The following is a 14,818-nucleotide window of genomic DNA, read 5'->3' as shown; positions in this document are numbered from 1 at the left end:
ACACAAGCTGCTCGACACCGACCGGCCACGGGGAGTGACGACCAGTGCTCCTTGGACGTGCCGTGCCACCACCCGATACCGTGCGGGGAGCCGGCACAGCGGTACGCCGGCGACGCCGGCAGCCATGCCGAGGAGACCGATCGGCACCGGCGAGCCGACATGTGATGGAGGAGGCGCACCCATGACGTCCGAGGGCCCGCACCGCACCGGCCAAGAGCCGGACGAGGTGTCACCGGGCGCCGGCGGACCGGCGCCGTACGGCGACCGCCCGGCGCAGCCGGACAATGGCCACAACGCCGCTGGCCCCGACCTGGGCTGGGCGCCCGCACCGCCGGCGCGACCCAACCCGTCGACGCCGGCATGGGCGACTCAGTCCGAGCAACCGCCGGCTCCTGCCTGGGGTGCCGCCGCTACCCCACAGCCCAACGACCCGGCGCAGCCCGCCTGGGCCGCTGGCGGTGGCGCGAGCGAGCCGCCGCAGCAGCAGCCCGGCACCTGGCCCGGCAACGATGGCGCACCGGCTCCGGCGCAGCCGGCCTGGGCCGCACAGCAGCAGGGCTGGACACCGGCCGAGCAGAGTGCGCCCGCCCCCACCTGGACCCCGAGCGCCACTGAGCAGCCCGACTGGGTGCAGGCTCAGCCGGCGGCACGGGGCGCCGCGCAGGTGCCTCCGGCCACCGCCGCCTGGCCCGCCCAGGACGACCCGGCCCGCTCCGGCGGCTGGGGTGGCGCGGCGCAGGCCGACCCGCCCGCCGGTGACTGGCGCGGGGCCGAGTCGCAGCAGCCCGAGCAGCAGCAGGCCGCCAACTGGTCCGGCGGCGCTCAGCAGGACGACGCGTCCGGCAACGGCAACTGGCCCGCCAGCGCCGCCCGCGATGACCAACCCGTGTGGACCCCGGCGGAGCAGTCTCCGCCGACGTGGGGCCAGCCGGCCGAATCGGCCGAGCAGCCCGCCCCCGGGTGGGGGCAGGCCGCCCAGCCCAACGCCGCCCGTGGCGCGGCCCAGGTGCCGGCACCGACGACGAACTGGCCCGCGCAGGACGACCCGGCCCGCTCCGGCGGGTGGGCCGCACAGCAGCAGCAGGCGCAGCCCGCCGGGTGGGGCGATGGCGACGCGCGACAGGACCAGGCCGCGCGGCCGGCCGCCTGGGGCGACGCCGAGGGCCGTCCGCAGCAGCCCGACTGGGTGCTCTCGCCGCAGGACCAGCCCACCGAACGGCCGGAGCCGGCTGGCTGGAACGCGGCGGAGCAGAGCGGTCTCCCCGCCCGTGCCAGCGTCAGCGTGCCCGGCAACGACGGCGCGCCCGGCTGGGCCGCCGGCCCGGACAACGCGGCGCAGGGCAACTCCGGCGTGCCGGAGGTCGAGCCGTGGGCTCCCGGCGAGGTGTGGGGTCGTGCCGAAGCGGAAGCTTCCGCACAGTCCCGCGGTGGCTGGGAGGCAGACCGGGGCGACGAGGCACCGGCCTACCAGCCCGGGCCCGCACCGGGCATCTCGCCGGCCAACGCGGTGCCACTGCCGCCGCAGGAGCAGCGTGTGCCAGGTGCCAGCCTGGCTGCTGCCCCGCCGGCCGACTACGCGCCCCAGGCCCAGTTCGCTCCGATCCCCGAGCAGTCCGCGTACGCCGAGCGGGAGACCCCGGAGGCCGCGGCGCAGTTCGAGGCGGACGCGCCCGGCTGGGGCCGGGCCGAGGAGGCTCCCGCGAGTGGCGCGCTGGTGCCCGCCCCGCGTACCTCTCCGGAGTCCGGAGCGGGCCGCGCGGTGGTGCCGGTGTCCGAGGCCGAGTCGGCAGCCGGCGCGGTGGCCCGGGCCACGGCCAGTGCTTCGGTGCCGCTGGCCAGCCGGGTGATGCCCCCGACCGACCAGGCCATCCAGTCGACCGGCACGGCCACCCCTCAACCCCGGGTGTACGGCCGCCCGGCTCGACCCGAGCCGGAGAACGAGCCGGAACCGGAGGCGTTCCAGCCCGACCCGGGTGCCGATCGTCAGGGTGCACCGGAGTGGCAGAACGATCCGCCGCGTCAGGGTGCGCCGGAGTGGCAGAACGACTCGCCCCGTCAGGTCGCACCCGACTGGCAGAACGAGCCGCCCCGCCAGGCGGGTGCACCTGACTGGCAGAACGACCCGCAGCGCCAGGTTGGCCCCGGCTGGGGCGGCGAGCCTCCAGCCGAGCCGCGCTTCGACGACCGCCAGCCCGCGCCGAGTGCGTTCAATGAGGCCCCGTCGGCGCCTCCGGCGTTCCCGCCGGGCGTGCCGTCCTTCGTCGACGCCCCCGGCAACAACCGGCCGATGAACGGCGTTCGGCCGCACGCCGGTGCCGAGCGACCGGGCGACCAGTTCGGCAGCCCGGGGTCGCCGGCCGCCGGTGCCGCCGCGGTGAACGGGACGTCGGCGTTCGGCGGGCCCAGCTTCGGCGGGCCCGGTCCCAGCGGGTCAGGCTTCGGCGGGCCGGCAACCGAGTCGGTGCCGGGCGGTGGCTTCCCGCCGGCCTTCCCACCAGCGCAGCAGCCCGCGCCGTCCTGGGGCCAGGAGGCTGGGCAGTCGGACCACGGACGGTTCGACGCGTTCAAGCCGGACGCCGACGAGCCGAAGGCGGAGCCACCGACGCCGAAGGTACGCAACGGCCGGGTGCTGGCCGCGGTGCTGATCGCCGCGGTGCTCATCCTGGCGGTGCCGCTCGGCCTGCTGATGCTGCTCGGCAAGTTCGGCGGAAACGACTCGCCGGCCTTCGACCCGGCGGTCGGCAGCTGCGTGAAGAAGGCCGGCGAGGCTGGCGCCACGGCGGCTGACTGCGGCGAGGCGGACGCTTTCACGATCGTCTCGAAGGTGGACGCGAAGGAGAAGTGCACCGACACGACGCAGCCCCACGTGGTGCTGCCGGGTGACGGCACCAACCGGGTGCTCTGCCTCAAGCCGGCCACGAAGTAGCTTCACCGACGGCGGGGTCACGGGCAACCGTGGCCCCGCCGTCGTCGTACCACTCGAACATCAGCATCTCGGGCAGAATCCAGTTGTGGAACGTGAGTTAGCGGCGGCGTTGGAGCCGATCTTGTTCGATCTTGGGAAGCCTGGCGGGGTGGAGCCCGATCTTCGCGATGAACCGTGGCGAGAGGACCCACAGATCGCCAGCGCCTTCCTCTACGCTTCCGACGGTTCCGGCCAGGGGATCTCGATCGACCTCGGACTACCCGCCGTGACACAGGTCGTCGCGCTCGCCGACCAGGTTCAGGACTGGGCGGTGGAGGCACTGTGGTCACTGGGCCGTGCCACCAACTGGCCGCCCTGTCCCCAGCATCCCGAGAGCCACCCCCTGGCAGCGGTGGTGCGCGCCGGCCGAGCGGTCTGGGCCTGTCCCACCCTTGGGACCGAGATCAGCGAGATTGGGACGTTAGCTTGCTAGGGCCTGTCTCCGAGTCCTCGGTCGAGCAGAGGCAGAGTCCAGATGTCGGTCCGGCGTCGTGACTCGCCCCCCTTGATCGTTGGCAGCTGAGCAACTCGACACGCCGAGCACCACACTGCTGAGCTGCCAACGATCGCCTGGAGACGCTGACCGTCGGCCGAATCTGGGACGCCGCCGAGGTCTGCGCGTACGCCGCCAAGCGCCGGGAGCGCAACGAAGGCGGCGCGGGCTAGAACTCTCCCTCTTTGGCTGTCGTCCGGGTCACGGCGGTCGGGACCTCGGGGCGTGGCAGGCTGGCAGGCATGGGAACGACAGCGCGTGTACGTGCGCCCGAGCTACGCGGCCGACAGTGGCTCAACACAGGCGGCAAGAATCTGACCTTGCAGGACCTTCGCGGCAAGATCGTTCTGGCCGATTTTTGGACTTTCTGCTGTATCAACTGCCTGCACGTGCTCGATGAGCTGCGACCGCTGGAGGAGAAGTACGGCGACGTGCTCGTCGTGATCGGTGTGCACTCACCGAAGTTCGAGCACGAGAAGGACCCCGAGGCCCTCGCCGCCGCCGTCGAGCGGTACGGGGTGCACCACCCCGTGCTCGACGATGCTGAGATGGACATGTGGCAGCAGTATGCGGCCCGGGCCTGGCCGACCCTGTCGGTGATCGATCCCGAGGGTTACGTGGTGGCCACCATGGCCGGCGAGGGCCATGCCGAGGGGTTGGCCCGGTTGATCGACGAGCTGATCGTCACCCACGAGGCCAAGGGCACCCTGCACCGGGGTGACGGCCCGTACGTCCCGCCGCCGGCTCCGGAGACCGCGCTGCGTTTCCCGGGCAAGGCAGCGCTGCTGCCGAACGGCAACCTGCTGGTCTCGGACTCGGCCCGGCACTCCCTGGTCGAGGTGGCGGCGGACGGCGAGACGCCGGTGCGCCGGATCGGCTCGGGCGAGCGGGGCCGCGCCGACGGGCCGGGCGGTGCCGCGACGTTCTCCGAGCCGCAGGGGGTGTGCCTGCTGCCCACCCAGGTCGCCGAGGTCGCCGGCTACGACCTGGTGGTGGCCGACACGGTCAACCACCTGCTGCGCGGTGTACGGCTGGAGTCGGGCGAGGTGGTCACCGTGGCCGGCAGCGGTCGGCAGTGGCGCGCCGAGGTCGACGACCACGCACACGACGCGCTCGCCGTGGATCTCTCCTCCCCGTGGGACCTGGCCTGGTACGACGACAAGCTGATCATCGCGATGGCCGGCATCCACCAGCTCTGGTGGTTCGACCCGATCAAGCGGACCGCCGGCATGTACGCCGGCACCACGGTCGAGGCGCTGCGGGACGGCCCGCTGGCCGAGGCGTGGATGGCGCAGCCGTCGGGGCTCTCCGTCTCTGCCGACGGCACTCGGCTCTGGATCGCCGACAGCGAGACCAGCGCCATCCGGTACGTCGAGAACGGCGTGCTGGGCACTGCTGTGGGGCAGGGCCTGTTCGACTTCGGGCACGTGGACGGTCCGGCGGAGTCGGCGCTGTTGCAGCACCCGTTGGGCGTGTGCGCGCTTCCGGACGGCTCGGTGCTGATCGCGGACACCTACAACGGCGCGGTGCGCCGCTTCGACCCGGCCAGCAACCAGGTCTCCACCGTGGCCGACGGGTTGGCGGAGCCGAGCGACCTGGTGCTCACCCCGGCTGGTGAGGTGCTGGTGGTGGAGTCCGCAGCCCACCGGTTGACGCGGCTCGCCCCGGGTGCCCTGTCAGCGGCAGGCGCCAGCACGGTGGACGGCCCCCGGCACCGCACCGAGCGCAAGCCGACCGACGTCGCGGCCGGTGAGGTCACCCTGGACATCGTCTTCACCCCGGCACCGGGGCAGAAGCTGGACGAGACGTACGGGCCGTCGACCCGGTTGGTGGTCTCCGCGTCTCCGCCGGAGCTGCTGGTGGATGGTGCCGGCACGGGCACCGAGCTGTCCCGCCGTCTGGTGCTCAACGGCGAGGTCTCTGCCGGGGTGTTGCAGGTGACCGCCCAAGCGGCGACCTGCGACGCGGACGTCGAGCACGCGGCGTGCCACCTGACCCGGCAGGACTGGGGCGTACCGGTGCGGGTGGTCGACGGCGCCGTGACTCGTCTCCCGCTGGTCCTCCGCGGCCTGGACGCCTGACTGTCTCCCAGGGGCCCGCAAGGGCCCCTGGGGTCATGCGAACGGGGCCAAAGGGATGTCGGCGTCGATCAGGGTTGCGCGGACGAGTTCGGCGGCCGAGACGGCGCTGGGGGTGTCGCCGTGCAGGCAGATCGAGTCGACCGAGCAGGGGATGACGGTGCCGTCCACCGCCACCACGCTCCGTTCGGTGGCCATCCGCCCCGCCCGTCTGGCCACCTGCTCCGGGTCGGTTATCACCGCTCCGGGGGTGCCGCGCGGCACCAGCGCCCCGTTGGGCAGGTAGGCACGGTCGGCGAAGGCCTCGGCGACGACCGACAGGCCCGCGCCGACGGCGAGCTGGGCGAGCGTCGAGCCGGGTAGACAGAGTATGGGCAGCTCGGGGTCGTAGCCGGCGACCGCGGCGACCACCGCCGCCGCCTGGGATTCGTCGGTGCTGGCCGCGTGGTAGAGCGCACCGTGCGGCTTGAGGTAGCGGACCCGGGTGCCGAACAGCCGGCAGAACGCCTCCAGGGCCCCCAACTGGTAGGTCACCTCGTCGCGTAGTACGCCGAACTCGTAGTCGATGTGCCGCCGGCCGAAGCCGGCCAGGTCCCGGTAGCCGACCTGCGCGCCCACGGCGACCCCACGTCGCGCGGCGCCCTCGCAGACCCGTCGCATCGTGGACGGGTCGCCGCCGTGGAAGCCGCAGGCGACGTTGGCGGAGGTGACGAGGCCCAGCAGCGCCTCGTCGTCGCCGAGCCGCCAGATGCCGAATCCCTCGCCCAGGTCAGCGTTGAGGTCCATGGAATCTGACGGTAGTCCCTGGCCGGGCCTGCGCGAGCGGGGTCACGTCGGTGACCACCCCGATGACGGGGTATCCGCCGGTGGTCGGATGGTCGGCGAGGAAGATCAGGGGTTGTCCGTCCGCGGGCACCTGCACCGCGCCGAGCACGATGCCCTCGCTGGGCAGTTCGCCGGTGACCGCGCGGGGCAGGGTCGCGCCGGCGAGCCGGGCGCCGACCCGGTTGCTCACCGGGCTGACGGTGTACGCGGTGCCGAACAGCCGGTCGAGGGCGGTCGGCGTGAACCAGTCGTCGCGAGGGCCGGGGCGCAGCATCAGGTGCAGCTCCGGCGGGGGTGCGGGGCAGATGGTCAGGTCGACTGGCGCGGGTGTGCCGGACGGTTCGCCGAGCGGTAGCCGGTCGCCGTCGCGCAGCGGGGACGGGCCGAGCCCGGACAGGGTGTCGGTGGCGCGACTGCCGAGCACCGGCGGCACGTCGATGCCGCCCGCCACTGCCAGCCAACTCCGTACGCCGCGTCGGGCGGGACCGATCCGCAGCACCGTCCCGGCGGGCACGCTGAGCGGGCGTCCGGTGTCGCCGGGTCGGACACCGGCCTGGACCGTCACCTCGGCCCTGGTGACCGCCACCGTGGTGGCCCTGGTCAGCCGCAGTGTGCAGCCGGACAGGGTGATCTCCAGGCCGGCGGCGTGCTCCGGATTGCCGACCAGCCGGTTGGCCAGCCGCAGTGCTGCCGGGTCGAGAGCGCCGGACCGGGGTACGCCCAGGTGTGCCCAGCCGGGCCGACCCAGATCCTGCACGGTGGTGAGCGCGCCGGCGCGGAGCACCTCGACAGCGGCCGGGTGGGTCATGCCGCCGCCATCCGGACCGAGGTGCCCGGACCGAGTCGGGACGGTGGGTCGGCGTGCACGTCGAAGAGGACCAGGTCGGTCCGGCCGACCAGTAGCCAGCCGCCGGGGGACGCGCCCGGGTAGATGCCGGCGTACGGGCCGGCCAGGGCGACCGAGCCGGCCGGCACCCGGGGACGAGGGGTGGCCAGCCGGGGCAGCGCCAACTCGGCGGGCAGCCCGGTCAGGTAGGGGAACCCGGGGGCGAAGCCGCAGAACGCCACCCGGAACCGCGTGCTGGTCAGCCGACGCAGCACGGCTGGCACGTCCACGCCCCAGTGTTCGGCCACCGCCGGCAGGTCCGGCCCGTCGAACTCGACCGGAACGGCCACCTCCGTACCGTTGCCGCGCTCGCCTTCGCCGTGACGGACGGTGGCGGCGTTCGGGACCACGGACGCCCACTGGGTCAGCCGCTCGGCCGTGGCGATCGGGTCGGGCAGGCCGTCGAGCAGGACGGTGCCGGCTGCCGGCACGATCTCGACGGCGACCAGTTCGCCCTGCTCGCGACGCCGCCACAGCTCGGCCCGCCATGCCTCGACCAGCACGGCTTCGGGAACGTCGGTGGGGGCGGTGAGGTCGAGAAGCAGGGCTTGCGCCCCGACGGGTCGGATCCGCATCCGCTCATCCTCGCCGATGTCGTGCCGGTCTGACGTTCACGAGGACGGTGCCAGGTGTCACCAACGCCACTACTTCCAAGTAACCTACGGTGCCGTAACCTGACTGGGTGAGCACCTCCGCCCCGCTTCGCCTGAAGCCGGTCGACATCGGTAAGCCCCGGATGCGCGGCTGGCTACACACGTACGCCTTCTTTGTCGCCCTGGTCTGCGGCATCGTGCTCTGCTCGATCGCCGCCAGCCGGCCGGGATGGGCACCTCTGGTCAGCTGCCTCATCTACAGCCTCACAGTGTGCGGGCTCTTCGGCACGAGCGCGCTCTACCACCGTCGGGTGTGGTCGGAGCGCGGCTACCAGGTGATGCGCCGGATGGACCACTCGATGATCTTCGTGTTCATCGCCGGCACGTACACACCGCTCTGCGTGCTGCTGCTCGCGCCCCGGCCGGCCACGGTGATGCTGGCCCTGGTCTGGGGCGGCGCTCTCGCCGGCGTCGCGATCAAGGTGGCCTGGCCACATGCGCCGCGCTGGGTGTCCGCGCCGCTCTACCTGGCGCTGGGCTGGGTCGCGGTGGCCATGCTGCCGCAGATCCTGCACGGGGGCGGAGTCGCGGCACTGGCGCTGCTGATCGCCGGTGGGGCGATGTACAGCGTCGGTGCGGTCTTCTACGCGTTGCGCCGACCCAATCCGTGGCCGACCGTCTTCGGTCACCACGAGTTCTTCCACGCCTGCACGCTCCTGGCGGCGCTCTGCCACCACATCGCGATCTACTTCGCGCTGTTCGCCTGAGCCCTGCGGGCAGGCACGGGGCACAAGGTGGGTCCTGTTTCGGAGGGCAGATGCGAGCCGGGGCCCCGCGACGCTGCGGGACCCCGGAGCCTGTGCACGAGGATCAGGCCGGCGGTCCCGGCCGACGCACCTCGCGGTACTCCCGCATGACCTGGTTTTCCTGGACCGGCACAACGCGGTCGGCCACCACGCGCTCCTCACGGACCGGCGCGGCGACCACCGTGCGGCGACGGCTGTTCCAGAAGTAGAGGGTGGTGATCAGACCGGCGACGCCGGCCAGCATCAGCACCCAGCCGACCACGGACAGGTCCAGCCAGCCCAGGTCGGCCTCCACGGCGAATGCGAAGATCGCGCCCAGCGCGATCAAGAAGATGCTGCCACCAATGCCCATGTCTCGCTCCTCGGCTCTAACCTGGCGTACCACGCGCCGCGGCCGTCGGTAGGGGTGCGGCATCCATCGACTTACCCCGGCACGGAGATCGCCAATCGGGCAAGCTGGGGACATGACGGACGCCGACCTCGAGACCCGGACACTGGTGTTGCTGCGGCACGCGAAGGCGGAGCAGGGCAGCGACGCGGCGGACGATGCCGAGCGGCCACTGAGCGCACGCGGAAGCGCCGACGCGGCAGCGGCTGGTGCCTGGCTGGCGCACCACGGGTTGCTACCCGACGTGGTGATCTGTTCGACGGCCAGACGTACCCGCCAGACCTGGCATCAGGTGGCGATGGGGATGACCGGTTCGCCGCCGGAGGGCGGCCCGGCCGGGCCTCGCCCGACCGTGCGTTACGAGCCCGGCGCGTATGACGCCCACCCCGAGGAGTTGTTGGCGCTGGTCCGCACGGTCGACCCGACGGCCCGCACGGCTTTGCTGATCGCCCACAATCCGGGCATCTCGCTGCTGTCCGCCCTCCTCGACCCGGAGGGGGTGGACGAGGGGGGTTTGCGCACCGCCGAGCTGGCGGTGCACCGTGGCCCGCTCGGCTGGGCGGAGTTGGGTCGTTCGGGAGCGCCGCTCACGGCACGGCATGCCGCACGCGGCTGAGCCACCCGTCGATCGTCGACGGGTGGCTCAGGGGTAGGCACCGAACCCGCGCGGGGCTCAGGACGGCGGTGCGGTCGGTGGTGGCGGGTCGGGCGGTGGCGGCATCATCGCCGTCGGATGAGAGAGCCGGTTCTCCTCGACGATGAGGGTCCGGGCCCGCTTGCGCCGGTCCTGCCAGAACCAGAGCGTGGTCAGCAGTACGGCCAGCCCGGCCAGGATGAACACCCAGCCGACCGCCCGCACGTCGATCCACCAGACGTTGGCTCTCAGTGCGAAGGTCAGGATCGCGCCAATCGCGATGAGAAAAATGCCGCTTCCTACACCCATGTGCGCTGCACTCCCCCGTGCGGTGGCTCTGGGCGTTCCCTTTCGAGGTCACGCGACGGTTACCCGCCACGCCGCCGGCATACCCGGCCGGGCTCGCCGAATACGTGCTCACCCCTCGCGGCCCGGCCCCCGGGCCGACCGTGCTCCGCCGGATACGGCGACGGCCGGCGGGGCAGGTCCCCTCGCCGGCCGCCGGTGCTCCGGTGCTGCGATCCGGAACCTGTCAGGCGTGCCGTGGCACGGTCAGAAGGCTTCCTCCGGGAGGTCCATGATGTCGAGGTCGGCAGCCTCGATGATCCGCCGGTCGGCGCCGATGCGGGGCAGCACCTCGCGGGCGAAGAAGCGGGCAGCTGCCACCTTGCCGGTGTAGAACGCCTTGTCGCTGGCGGATACCTCGCCGGCCAGCGCCTTCAGCGCCACGTCAGCCTGCCGCTGGAGCAGCCAGCCGACGACCAGGTCGCCGATCGCCAGGAGGAACCGCCGGCTGCTCAGCCCAACCTTGTAGAGCGCGCGGGTGTCGCCATTCTGGGCCTCGCCCAGCCAGCCGGTCAGCACGCCGAGGATGTTCTGGATCTCGCCCAGCGCCTTGCCGAGCGCCTGCCGCTCCTCCTTGAGCTGGCCGTTGCCCGCCTCGGAGGAGATGAATTCCTGGATCTCACCGGAGACTGCCAGCAAGGCCTTGCCATTGTCCCGGACGATCTTGCGGAAGATCAGGTCGAGACTCTGGATGGCGGTGGTGCCCTCGTACAGAGTGTCGATCTTGGCGTCCCGGACGTACTGCTCAAGCGGGTAGTCCTGGAGGAACCCCGAGCCACCGAAGGTCTGCAGTGCCTCGTGCCCGAGCATCTCGTAGGCCCGCTCCGAGCCGACACCCTTGACCAGTGGCAGCAGCAGGTCGTTGACCCGCTTGGCCAGCTTGATGGCCTTCTCGTCGCCGGCCGCCTCGGCGATGGCGACCTTGTCCTGCCAGGTGGCGGTGTAGAGGACGAGCGCACGAAGACCCTCGGCGTACGACTTCTGCAGCAGCAGCGATCGGCGCACGTCCGGGTGGTGGGTGATGGTGACCCGCGGGGCGGTCTTGTCCGCCTGCTGGATCAGGTCGGCGCCCTGCACCCGGTTCTTCGCGTATTCGAGGGCGTTGAGGTAGCCGGTGGAGAGGGTGGCGATCGCCTTGGTGCCGACCATCATCCGGGCGTACTCGATGATCATGAACATCTGCCGGATGCCGTCGTGCTTCTCGCCGAGCAGCCAACCCTTGGCCGGCACGCCGTGCTCACCAAAGGTCACCTCGCAGGTATTGGAGACCTTCAGGCCCATCTTGTGCTCGACGTTCGTGGCGTAGACACCGTTGCGCTCGCCCAGCTCGCCGGTGGTCTCGTCGAAGTGGAACTTCGGCACCACGAACAGCGACAGGCCCTTGGTGCCGGGGCCGCCGACGCCCTCCACGCCCACCGGGCGGGCCAGCACGTAGTGCACGATGTTGTCGCTGAGGTCGTGCTCGCCCGAGGTGATGAAGCGCTTGACGCCCTCGATGTGCCAGGAACCGTCCGGCTGCTGGATCGCCCGGGTCCGGCCGGCACCCACGTCCGAGCCGGCGTCCGGCTCGGTGAGCACCATCGTGGAGCCCCACTGCTTGTCGATGAAGAGCTTGGCCCACTGCTTCTGCCGCTCGGTGCCCTCGACGTGCAGGACGTGCGCGAAGGACGGGCCGGAGGCGTACATCCAGACCGGGGCGTTCGAGCCGAGCACCAGTTCGGCGAGTGCCCACCAGAGTGCGCGGGGCGCATTGGTGCCGCCCAGCGCCGGCGGCAGGTCCAGTCGCCAGAACTCGGAGTCCATGAATGCCTGGTAGGACTTCTTGAACGACTCCGGCAGCGGCGCGGTGTGCGTGGCCGGGTTGAAGACCGGTGGGTTGCGGTCACTGTCCGTGTAGCTGGCGGCCAGGTCCTCGCGGGCGAGGCGGTCGACCTCAGCGAGGAAGCTGCGGGCGGTGTCGGTGTCGAGCTCCGAGTACGGCTCCTGGCCGAACGCCCGGTCCGCCCCGAAGACCTCGAACAGATTGAATTCGAGATCCCGGAGGTTGCTCTTGTAGTGGGTCATGCTCACTAGCCCCGCTTCCGGACAGGTGTTACCGATCAGTAACCCCGACTGTATTACTCACGGGTAGGCAGCGACAAGCGGATCACCCAAGTGACGGCGATTACACACACGCTCGCGACAGAGCCCGGATCAACTCTCGGCGGCGCCGACTTCCCAACTCGGGACGGCCGCCGCCGTGCCGGTACGGGCACCGACGTACTCCATCAGGACCAGGGCGATGTCGTCGTCGAGCCGCCCGTGGACCCACTCGATCAGGGCGGTCTCCAGCGAGGCCAGCCCGTCGGCGACCGTGCCGTGGCCGAGCAGTCGCCAGGCGCGGTCGGCGGTGGGAAAGAACTCGCCGTCCCGCCGCGCCTCGCCGAGGCCGTCGGTGAACAGCAGCAGCCGGTCCCCCGGCTCCAGACGTTCCACCCGGGGCCGGACCACCGGCATGAACCCGAGCGGAGGCGCCGGCGCTGGTGGCTCCAGCGGGATCACCGCACCCCGCCGCAGCAGCAGCGGTGGCGGATGGCCGCAGTTGACGATCGTGAGCGTGCCGCCGCGCTCCTCGACCAGGGCGGCGGTCACGAAATCCTCGTCACCGACGTTGCGGGCCACCGCGCGGTCCAGGTCGGCGACGACGGCACGCAGATCGGCCCGCTCGTACGCCACGTGCCGGTAGGAGCCGAGGACGATGCTCGCCAGCCGGACCGCGTCCAGGCCCTTGCCGCGCACATCGCCGATGATCATGCGTACGCCGTAGGGCGTGTCGATCGCCTCGTACAGGTCACCGCCGATCTCGGCCCTGGCGGTGGAGGAGATGTAACGTCCTGCGACCGAGAGGGTCCCGACCTGCGGCCCGAGCGGACGCAGCACCGCCTGCTGGGCCACCGAGGCGAGCTTGGTCAGCTCGACGATCCGCTCTGCCTGCCGCTGCCGGACCGACGCCACCGCGACCGCCAGTCCGGTGGCGAGCGCGATCGCGACCACGTTGACCGAGGTGACCAGCGACATCTCCGGCTCGATCAGGGCGAAGCCGGCCCCGGTCAGGGTCGCCGCGACTCCTACCCCGAGCACCACCGGCCAGGACGCCACGGCGGCGGCCAGGAAGGGCACGGCTGCCAACAGCGCGACGTAGTGCGCCAGCAGGCCGTCCGCCGCCTCCACCGCCGACACGACCGCGAGCAGGACAAGGGCCGCGCCGAGGCCGGCGCGGGATCCGGGGCTCAGCGGGCGACGGCCCGGCTGGAGGAGTCGCGTGGATACGAGGGACAGTTTGCCTGATCCGCGTGAACCGGTGAATGAACCTGACCCGTCGTCCGAGAAGGTTCTGGCCGGCCGGTCCGGTCGAGCGGCCGAATCGGCGTAACCCGCCCTGGTCAGCCGAGGACCTCGTAGCGGACAGTGAGCGCGCCCACGTCGACCGAGGTGATGGTGGCGAACGCGGCCCGGGAGAGGTCCAGGCAACGGCCGTCGATGAACGGGCCGCGGTCGTTGATCCGCACCACGACCGACTTGCCGTTGGCCGGGTTGGTCACCCGGACCTTGGTGTTGAACGGCAGCGTCTTGTGCGCGGCTGTCAGCGCGTTCGGGTTGAACGACTCACCGTTGGCGGTGAGCTGCCCGTCGGAGTAGAACGAGGCACCGCACGAACCGCTCTCCAGCACCTTCGCCGCAGCCGTGGTCTTCTTGACGGTCGGCTTCGGCTTCGGCGACGCGGTGCGCTCCTTGCCCCGTGAGGCGGCCTGCTGCGACCGGGTCGCCGACGGGCTGGCGGTCACGCTGGGCGAGGCGCTGACGCTCGGGGTGACGGCCGGGGAGCTGGGGGTGAGGCTGCTCGCGGCGGTGGTCGGGGTGAGGTCGAGGGTCACCGGCCCCGACTGGCCGGAGCCGGAGGTCAGCTGCACGGCACCGACCGTACCCCCGACGGCGAGGGCGACGCCGACCGCCGCGGTGGCCACGATGCCCGCCGGGGAGGAGAAGATGCGGGTACGGGAGTGCTTGGCTGCCACCGGCCCGGGTCCTTTCGTCGTCTGAACAAACCGGGTCGGACCGTAACGAGAGAAGCACTTCCGAAGTCAACGTGATCATTGTGGTATGCCCGTATTTGCACAGGTACGTGTAGCCGATCATCCGATCCGGGGTGGGCCGGCCGGCCCAGGTGCCGACCCGCGACCCCGCCGTGCCGCAGGATGGGCGGATGCCCGCTGACCTGACCGAACGCCTGGCCGCCCTGTTCCAGTGGATCGACCCCGGTCCGGGCACCAGTCACCTGGTCAGCGACATCTCCGGTTGGTGGCGGGACCCGACCGTGCTGGCCGAGCTGGGGCCGGCCCTGGTGGCGCCGCACCGGGCCGCCCGGCCAACGGTGGTGCTCGCCCCGGCGGTCACCGGGCTGCTGCTCGGGCCGTTGGCGGCCACCGCCCTCGGGGTCGGCTTCGTGGCCGCCCACAAACCCGGCGACGGTCGGCTGCCAGCCGGGGCGCTCACCTGGGCGCAGAGCCCACCGGACTACCGGGGCCGGCGGGTCGACCTGGCCGTCCGGGACCGGCACCTAGGCCCCGGCGACCGAGTCCTGGTCGTGGACGACTGGGTGCGCACCGGCGCACAACTCCACGCTCTCTACGAGATCTGCGCCACACGGGGCGCCGAGGTGCTGGGCACCGCCGTCGTGGCCGTCGACTGCCCGCCCGAGGTCGCGGCCGACCTCCGGATCACCGGCCTGATCAACGCGGCGGATCTACCGGGTTGACTTGAACCAT

14 protein-coding genes are annotated in these 14,818 nt (G+C 72.1%); 6 read left to right on the top strand and 8 right to left on the bottom strand.

Annotated features, from left to right (window positions below; all coding sequences use genetic code 11):
• Positions 1 to 181 precede the first annotated feature (181 nt).
• The 3 genes from JOD64_RS14890 (at position 182) to JOD64_RS14880 (ending at position 5,539) form a co-directional block, all read left to right on the top strand.
• Positions 182 to 2,926, top strand: a complete 2,745-nt coding sequence (locus JOD64_RS14890) for an LppU/SCO3897 family protein (RefSeq protein ID WP_204942776.1) — start codon at positions 182 to 184, stop codon at positions 2,924 to 2,926.
• A gap of 85 nt (positions 2,927 to 3,011) precedes the next feature.
• On the top strand, positions 3,012 to 3,398 hold the full coding sequence (locus tag JOD64_RS14885; protein ID WP_204942775.1) for a hypothetical protein: 387 nt from the start codon (positions 3,012 to 3,014) through the stop codon (positions 3,396 to 3,398).
• Between the two features lie 302 nt (positions 3,399 to 3,700).
• Positions 3,701 to 5,539 (top strand): NHL domain-containing thioredoxin family protein, encoded by a 1,839-nt coding sequence (locus JOD64_RS14880; RefSeq protein WP_204942774.1) that lies wholly within the window; start codon positions 3,701 to 3,703, stop codon positions 5,537 to 5,539.
• Positions 5,540 to 5,572: 33 nt separating this feature from the next.
• Here the strand turns inward: JOD64_RS14880 and JOD64_RS14875 are convergent, their stop codons facing one another.
• The 3 genes from JOD64_RS14875 to JOD64_RS14865 are packed head-to-tail and all read right to left on the bottom strand — an operon-like array spanning position 5,573 to position 7,822.
• The gene (locus tag JOD64_RS14875) at positions 5,573 to 6,322 is read right to left on the bottom strand and encodes a LamB/YcsF family protein (protein ID WP_204942773.1); all 750 of its coding nucleotides are present in this window, start codon (positions 6,320 to 6,322) and stop codon (positions 5,573 to 5,575) included.
• A complete protein-coding gene (locus JOD64_RS14870) occupies positions 6,306 to 7,169 on the bottom strand; it encodes a 5-oxoprolinase subunit C family protein (RefSeq protein ID WP_204942772.1) in 864 nt (287 codons plus the stop codon). Before JOD64_RS14870 ends, JOD64_RS14875 begins: the two co-directional genes overlap by 17 nt.
• Positions 7,166 to 7,822: a 5-oxoprolinase subunit B family protein gene (locus JOD64_RS14865; protein WP_204942771.1), complete on the bottom strand. Its 657-nt coding sequence runs from the start codon at positions 7,820 to 7,822 to the stop codon at positions 7,166 to 7,168. The genes JOD64_RS14870 and JOD64_RS14865 overlap by 4 nt, the downstream gene beginning before the upstream one ends.
• Positions 7,823 to 7,929: 107 nt before the next feature.
• On the opposite strand from JOD64_RS14865, the gene trhA reads away from it, so the two are divergent.
• Positions 7,930 to 8,607 (top strand): PAQR family membrane homeostasis protein TrhA, encoded by a 678-nt coding sequence (gene trhA, locus JOD64_RS14860; RefSeq protein ID WP_204942770.1) that lies wholly within the window; start codon positions 7,930 to 7,932, stop codon positions 8,605 to 8,607.
• Positions 8,608 to 8,710: 103 nt separating this feature from the next.
• Here trhA and JOD64_RS14855 read toward each other — a convergent pair whose 3' ends face one another.
• On the bottom strand, positions 8,711 to 8,998 hold the full coding sequence (locus JOD64_RS14855; RefSeq protein WP_204942769.1) for a DUF6458 family protein: 288 nt from the start codon (positions 8,996 to 8,998) through the stop codon (positions 8,711 to 8,713).
• Between the two features lie 112 nt (positions 8,999 to 9,110).
• Between JOD64_RS14855 and JOD64_RS14850 the strand changes: the two genes are divergently transcribed.
• A complete protein-coding gene (locus JOD64_RS14850; RefSeq protein ID WP_204942768.1) occupies positions 9,111 to 9,650 on the top strand; it encodes a SixA phosphatase family protein in 540 nt (179 codons plus the stop codon).
• 57 nt (positions 9,651 to 9,707) lie between these two features.
• On the opposite strand, the gene JOD64_RS14845 is transcribed toward JOD64_RS14850, so the two are convergent.
• From JOD64_RS14845 to JOD64_RS14830, 4 genes are all read right to left on the bottom strand, one after another.
• Entirely contained in the window at positions 9,708 to 9,977 is a 270-nt protein-coding gene (locus tag JOD64_RS14845) for a DUF6458 family protein (RefSeq protein WP_030332052.1), read from the bottom strand.
• 243 nt (positions 9,978 to 10,220) lie between these two features.
• Entirely contained in the window at positions 10,221 to 12,077 is a 1,857-nt protein-coding gene (locus tag JOD64_RS14840; RefSeq protein ID WP_204946069.1) for an acyl-CoA dehydrogenase, read from the bottom strand.
• Positions 12,078 to 12,206: 129 nt separating this feature from the next.
• Complete coding sequence (locus JOD64_RS14835; protein ID WP_204946068.1) at positions 12,207 to 13,331, bottom strand: PP2C family protein-serine/threonine phosphatase; 1,125 nt, start codon at positions 13,329 to 13,331, stop codon at positions 12,207 to 12,209.
• Between the two features lie 104 nt (positions 13,332 to 13,435).
• Positions 13,436 to 14,068 (bottom strand): septal ring lytic transglycosylase RlpA family protein, encoded by a 633-nt coding sequence (locus JOD64_RS14830; protein WP_204942767.1) that lies wholly within the window; start codon positions 14,066 to 14,068, stop codon positions 13,436 to 13,438.
• Between the two features lie 188 nt (positions 14,069 to 14,256).
• On the opposite strand from JOD64_RS14830, the gene JOD64_RS14825 reads away from it, so the two are divergent.
• Entirely contained in the window at positions 14,257 to 14,808 is a 552-nt protein-coding gene (locus JOD64_RS14825; protein ID WP_204942766.1) for a phosphoribosyltransferase family protein, read from the top strand.
• Positions 14,809 to 14,818 lie beyond the last annotated feature (10 nt).

Origin of the sequence: Micromonospora luteifusca (assembly GCF_016907275.1) — a bacterium.
Classification (GTDB): Bacteria; Actinomycetota; Actinomycetes; order Mycobacteriales; family Micromonosporaceae; genus Micromonospora; species Micromonospora luteifusca.
The sequence above is the reverse complement of the archived record's forward strand: the minus strand, read 5'-3'. Positions and strand labels throughout refer to the sequence as shown.